The following is a 6347-nucleotide window of genomic DNA, read 5'->3' as shown; positions in this document are numbered from 1 at the left end:
GCAGCGAATTAGGAATCACAAGAGTAGACAAAATTCCCGCTATTGTCGAAAAATTCGCTTGATGGCTATGGTGTCTGTCACTCCTCGGAATTTATCGAAGATTGCTAGACTTTAAGATAGGTAGAAAATTAAATGAAAATCTGGTAAGCGACTGCAGTGATTCATAAACGTTTATGGATTTTTTTCCAATGTCTCTTAACCTGGGTTCGAATAAGGCTTTGCGTTTTTAACCTTGCCATTTTATCGTGTGCCCTATACGCATAAGTGATAAAATTTCCTCGGTCTTTATAATTGAAACCAAGATGAGTATAAATGTTATATAACTCTTCTTTTGGTCCCTTCCGATTGGTTGCAAGTGCAATCCGTCGACTTGTCTCAGCTTTGCGATATGCCCGACAATAATATTTAAATAGGCTCTTTTCCCGAATTCTTACAGTTTGGCCATCTGTTACAAAGCCTAGATAATCTAATGTACTTTTTTGTAGGGATTCGTCTAAAATAGTCTTATTTGAATAAATACGAATTTCTGTTTTTTCCTTCTGTACAATTAAACCTTGTGACTTGTAACTTTGAATGATATTTAGAACTTCATTCTTTAGTGTTTCAGTAGCTATGGCTGCTGTACTTGGTACTGGTATTATTAATATTAAATCATCACAATATCTACGATAAAGAGCTTGATGTGTCTCTGCCCAAGCTTTAATTTCTTGATCGAAATGAATGAGATGCACATTAGAACAAACAGCACTCATACCTGAACCCTGAGGAATACCATATGGTTTCTTATTTTTATAGAGATGAAGTTCTTTAAAAATACGAAACTCGGCGGGTGTCATAACTTTTGATAACTTTTGCATTTCCAAGAGCTCTTTTAGTTTTTTGACACCATACTTTTGTTTTAGAAAACCATTAATGTCTGATCTATTAACATAGGTAAACTGTGTTAGATTCTTAAAGACCTTATACCAGTCAATAGGCAACTCTTCCACACCTAGCACTGTTTTGATATTTTGTTTAAGTGTTCTATGATCAATATGATCAAAAAACTTGGTAAAATCTAAAGAAATAACGACAGCTTGATCTTGGGTTAATAGAAAATCAAATACTTCATAGGAAAAATCAACATTATTTTTTCCGGGCTTGTTATTACGGTAGGCTAAAGCAATGTCATCTATGCTATTGTTTTTTACGTATTGATTGTAAGCGTTATTTAATAAGTCACCGTAGTATTTATAGATAAAACGGTCTTTGTGTGCTGCGTAAAAGATTTGACGTACTTTTTTCTTCTTCTCTTTCCGTTGACTAATTGGAAGTGTCTTATCGTTAGAAATTGTTACATACTTGTTAAAAGTAATATTAAAATTTATAGATGGCAAAAAAGCATGTGAAGCAACCCAATAACTATCTTGGATTTTATTTTTTACATGCTCGATATGTATAGGCTCGTCAAAGTGTAGGTAATGCTTTGTATCATATTTCGTCCAGTCAATCTTCGAAGAGCTAGGGAGGTTATGTAATTGTCGTGGCCTATTACTCTGTTTCATAACAGAAAACCTCCTAGCATTCGTTGTTGGGATTCAATGAAATGAAGCGCCCGGTGACCACTAAACATTCGTTAAACAATTCAATTATAATATCTACAGGGAGTGTATTATAACTGTGATAAGTTCATTAGGTCCAGAGTTGCAAATGATGATTGCTCTTGTAGAAGTGGTCTGGTTATTCGTCGAAGTCTTTGATAATCAGAGGCTTGACATGTTGAAACTTATCTCTCTTGCAACCAATTTGCAAGACGCCCTCAACCTTAGTTGAATTAATACCATTATATTACAACCTTCTATTTAATTCAAAATTCTTTTATAAATAAGATAGAAAAATAGAAGGCCTCAATTCAGATGCCTGTAACAGCCCGTGTTTTTTCGAAGGTTGACAGTGTAAGACTAACCACATCACACGAGAAAGTGGAGCCGTGTTTAAACATTTGGTGAACAGTGCAAAAGAAAAGCTTTTTATATTTGTATTTTTGAAGTGTAAAATACATCTATTTGTCACATTTAGTGAAAGAGTATAGCAGGGGAATTTTACCTCTCGTCGAATTTGTTAGAAAAAAGGGGGTAAGATTATGCAGTTTATACACGCAGAGGAATACTTAAATCAAGGTGATACTGTAAGGGTTGCACTGGATAAGCAGGCCAACGTTCGAATTTTCGATGGCATTAATTTTTCAAATTTTCGTAATGGAAGACAAGCTAAATATTACGGGGGCAGAGCACTAAAATCTCCCATTGATATAATTGTTCCTTATACAGGTACATGGCATGTAGTTATTGACCTTGGTGGTGCTAGGGGAACAATTAGGCACAGTATTCAGTACTTAAAGAGATAAGCTAGAGACATCCTATGGAGTGCATTTTGTAAATTAATTATACTTATCCAATATTCTAGAAAAATAACTCTTGATGACAATAAAAGATATCTGGAATTAGATAAAAGGCTATTAATAAAAAATGAGAAGGGTAGGGGAGAATTGGTTGGGACTATTAGATTCTTGTAGAAGTAATATTGTGAGAAAAAAGAATGAGTTAACAAAATTACAGTCAGATAGAGCAAATGAAACAAAGAAGATTTCAACACAAACCAATAAAATACTAAATGCAAAAAAAGCCATGCAACGAACAAAGTCAATTACAACTATTAAATCTAAATATAGAGAGATAGAACGTGTGGAAAGTACATTGGCTGCAATTGATAAGAAAGTCGCAGAGATTGATCGAAAGATAGCGAAGAAGGAAGCTGAGATCATGGCTGAGGAAAAGAAATTGAATCTTGAAAGTGATCGCGAGCAGAAAAAGAGAAATGCGGATGAAAAGAAAAGGATTGCAGAAAATGAAAAGCGTATGAAGGAGGTTAGTGGAATGTTAGAAAGACACAGTAAAATGCATCAAGAAGCGAATAAAACTCTTGAAGAATTAAAAAACCTTCCTGAAAAAATTACTGTACTATTTATTGCTTCTAATCCATTAAATGCACCGCAATTAAGATTGGATGAAGAGGCTAGAGAAATACAAGAAATGATAAGAAAATCAGAACATAGAGATTCAGTATTGTTTAAAACTCGGTGGGCAACGAGGTCACTGGATTTATTACAAGCTATTAATGAAGAAGAGCCAACCGTTATTCATTTTAGTGGGCATGGATCTGAAAATGATGAAATTGTTTTTCAAGATAATCAGGGGAATGCAAAATTCGTCTCTAAAGAGGCGATCGTCCAAACTATTATGAGTGCGTCTGATAACATAAAGCTAATTTTCTTTAATACCTGCTTTTCATATGCACAAGCTCAGGCGTTAACAATACATGTGGAAGCTGCAATAGGTATGACTACATCAATAGGTGATGATGCAGCGCGAGTTTTTGCAGCTCAGTTTTATTCCGCAATTGGCTTCGGTCTATCTATAAAAAAAGCCTTCGAGCAAGGTAAAGCTGCATTAATGCTTGAGGGAATATCAGAGGAAGACACCCCGGAATTATTTGTGAAAGAAGGGTTAAATCCAGACGAACTGATTATCGTTAAACCTTAATAGTTTGGTAAATTAATATCTGTGCCCAGATAGTAAATTGGTTCAAATATTTTTAAAATAAGAAACCATTTTCATGATACCGGGAAGAGTAGCCGCCTATCAGGACGTTTTATTTGATGCCTTAAGAGCGTTTGTGGCTCTTTTAATAAGCTATTTAATATTAAATGTAACAAGTAATCTCGTGAGAATTATCCCCGCAGATTATCATCATAATTAGTCTTAACTGGTGAAGACAACTTAACAGATAAATCTATTTTGGAAGTGATGACGTTAATGCGTCTTGGTATAGAGTAACAGGGAGAAGGGGATGGACTCTTTGCACCTTAATTAGCAAGTTAATATCGGTGCCTGTCACTCCCCGAGTTTTATCGAAGATTACTAGTAATTTAGATAGGTAGAAAACACCCAAAAGTTGACCGGAACTGGTGGCTTGCCGAAAACGGGTGCCAGGTGTAAATAAACTAAAATTTTTCCATATACCGCTACTCTTCTTATGCCATTATTTAGACAATCAAGAGGAATTCCTAATTTATTGTCGAATATTGATTACTTTTCATAAAACCTAAAATATATTGTCTACTTTTGGGATTACAACCCACAGACACGGATTTTTAGTGAGCGACTAACTCTTGCTCTACGGGCATCCCACCCGCTATATGTTACGACCTAGGCTCAGTCGCTCTGCCTAAAAAAAAGTTTCCGTCAGAATTAGAGGAATTTACTTTAATTCTTCAATTGCAGTCTTAATTTCATCAAATTTATATTCCAAACTTGATACATTGGATTCAGTACCATTAGTATTTGAATCGATATTATCTAACTTGCTGTTGATTGCTTTAAGTTCATTTAAAATTGCAGATAATGTAGTAGAAAGCTCATAATCCATTTTAGCACCTCCCTTTTTTAATTGATAACCTCGTAAGCGACAAATAGCCCATTATCCAGATTTTGGGATAAGGGGCTATTTGTCGCTTACGTATCCACTTCGTATTAGCAACTGCAGTGATTTACAAACGTTTATGGATAATTTTTTTTCCAATGTCTCTTAACCTGATTTCGAATAAAGCATCTTCCTTTACTTTTTTGTATTTCTTGAGAATGGCCGGTGTTTATTTAGTTACTTTACAAGTTATTCAAAAGGTTATATTATATAACTGAAAATAAAATATTTAAGGAGTGATATTTTTGGGTGAAGTTTCTAAATTTATTGATTATGTTATTGGCGAATCTATTATGAAGAATAAAAAAAATGAGGTAAAGTTTACTGTTTCACTTGATGAAATTGATAATCAAAAATTGGAATTAATTGCTAAATCATTAGGATTAAAAAAGGTTCCATTTGTAAGGGAACTTATAAGAGCAGGTATTACCGAAGCAATTCAAAAACTTGAACTAAATACTAGTGAAGAATTTAAGGAATTTTTGTTTAATGATAAATCTGTAGATGAATTTCCTGTATCGTTCTTAGAAGAAGTTGAGGAGAAAAAGTAAAAAAATTCTGAGGTGTTAATCAGTTTAGTTATTTTTTCGTTAAAGGGGAAAGGATAAATGCAACCACTATCCAAAGCGCAAGTTAATCAGTATATGTCTTATCTTACTAACGATCAACAAGAATACCTTTTAAGTGCAATAAAACAGAGCAAAAAGAGTAAATGGCTAGAAGTATTAGCAAAGAAAAAAGGATTTGATATTCAGGAAGGGATGACAGTAGAAGAAATCGAGAACCTTATAGATGATTGGATTCTAGTAGAAATATTAGACAGTGGGTATGGTAATAAAAATTATCGCTGTATTTGTGGAACTAACTTAAGATACCAGTATATAGTGCTCAACAAAAAGCAGCAAGAAACATACGGTCTTGGAAAAACTTGCTTCAAAAACCACACTAACCTACCATCTGATGTTGTAAGTGACATATTGAATGGTTTTCATAAGATAGATTTGGAGCGGGATGAAATCTTGTATAAGGTAGCATCCAAAGAGTATACCGACATCACTCCCTATCAATTGATTAACAATATTCCAAAAGATATTCTCAACCAAAGCAAGTTAGGCTTACCCTTAACGGATAAACAATTGGCCCTGCTTGAAGGATTAAAGCGGGAACACGACTCGGTACTTAAGCTAGAAAAACTTTTTCATTCTCTACATCCAGATGTAAGAAAGTTTATAGTTAGGTTCCCTAACGAGATAAAAGAAGAAATAATCGAAAAGTTGTTATTTGAAAGGGACTACCTAGTAGATTTACCAAATGACTTTCATGATGAAGAGATAGAACAGTTTGTATCTTTAGGTCTACCTCTTTTGGACAAACATTTAGAACGCCTGCATCAATACAACAGAAATGTTAAACAAAAGGTTAAAGAGCTACGAAGACAGGAAGAAGAAGCATACTGGCGATCAATGCAGTATCAAAATCGGGAAAGAAAAATAAATTACATTCAAACTACAGATTCAACCTTGAATTACGAGACTCTGATTAACCGACATTTAACCACTTTACAAAAGGTTAGGGAGAAGGAAGGACAGTTAAGTCCTAGGATGAAAGGAGATTGGAATAAAGTGGAACATATGGTTAGGGAGTGTAAAAAAGGGAAAGTATTTGATTATTCCAGTTTTAAACTAAATTTGAACATGATATGTTTATCTATCAAAGTGGAACGAGATATATACTTATAACAAAATTTCCGTGCCTGTCACCATAGCCATCAAGCTAAGCGAATAACTTTCAATTTTACCAAAATGGACCTATTCTTTCTTTGAAAC

The 6347-nt window shown here is 34.1% G+C and carries 6 protein-coding genes; 4 read left to right on the top strand and 2 right to left on the bottom strand.

Annotated features, from left to right (window positions below):
• Positions 1 to 161: 161 nt before the first annotated feature.
• Positions 162 to 1544: a reverse transcriptase domain-containing protein gene (locus MLOOGBEN_RS28715; RefSeq protein WP_179161652.1), complete on the bottom strand. Its 1383-nt coding sequence runs from the start codon at positions 1542 to 1544 to the stop codon at positions 162 to 164.
• A gap of 578 nt (positions 1545 to 2122) precedes the next feature.
• On the opposite strand from MLOOGBEN_RS28715, the gene MLOOGBEN_RS28710 reads away from it, so the two are divergent.
• Both MLOOGBEN_RS28710 and MLOOGBEN_RS29540 read left to right on the top strand, forming a co-directional pair.
• The gene (locus tag MLOOGBEN_RS28710) at positions 2123 to 2386 is read left to right on the top strand and encodes a DUF1883 domain-containing protein (protein WP_179161651.1); all 264 of its coding nucleotides are present in this window, start codon (positions 2123 to 2125) and stop codon (positions 2384 to 2386) included.
• Positions 2387 to 2531: 145 nt separating this feature from the next.
• Complete coding sequence (locus MLOOGBEN_RS29540) at positions 2532 to 3581, top strand: CHAT domain-containing protein (protein ID WP_179161650.1); 1050 nt, start codon at positions 2532 to 2534, stop codon at positions 3579 to 3581.
• Positions 3582 to 4299: 718 nt separating this feature from the next.
• On the opposite strand, the gene MLOOGBEN_RS28700 is transcribed toward MLOOGBEN_RS29540, so the two are convergent.
• Positions 4300 to 4467 carry a hypothetical protein gene (locus MLOOGBEN_RS28700; protein WP_179161649.1) on the bottom strand — a complete coding sequence of 56 codons (168 nt, stop codon included), beginning with the start codon at positions 4465 to 4467 and terminating at the stop codon, positions 4300 to 4302.
• Between the two features lie 299 nt (positions 4468 to 4766).
• On the opposite strand from MLOOGBEN_RS28700, the gene MLOOGBEN_RS28695 reads away from it, so the two are divergent.
• Both MLOOGBEN_RS28695 and MLOOGBEN_RS28690 read left to right on the top strand, forming a co-directional pair.
• Entirely contained in the window at positions 4767 to 5072 is a 306-nt protein-coding gene (locus tag MLOOGBEN_RS28695) for a hypothetical protein (protein WP_179161648.1), read from the top strand.
• Between the two features lie 57 nt (positions 5073 to 5129).
• On the top strand, positions 5130 to 6260 hold the full coding sequence (locus MLOOGBEN_RS28690; protein WP_179161647.1) for a hypothetical protein: 1131 nt from the start codon (positions 5130 to 5132) through the stop codon (positions 6258 to 6260).
• The last annotated feature ends 87 nt before the right edge of the window (positions 6261 to 6347 follow it).

Origin of the sequence: Bacillus sp. EB106-08-02-XG196 (assembly GCF_013396335.1) — a bacterium.
In the GTDB taxonomy this organism is placed as follows: Bacteria; Bacillota; Bacilli; order Bacillales; family Cytobacillaceae; genus Neobacillus.
Note: the sequence above shows the minus strand (reverse complement) of the source record. Positions and strands in the feature narration are given on the sequence as shown.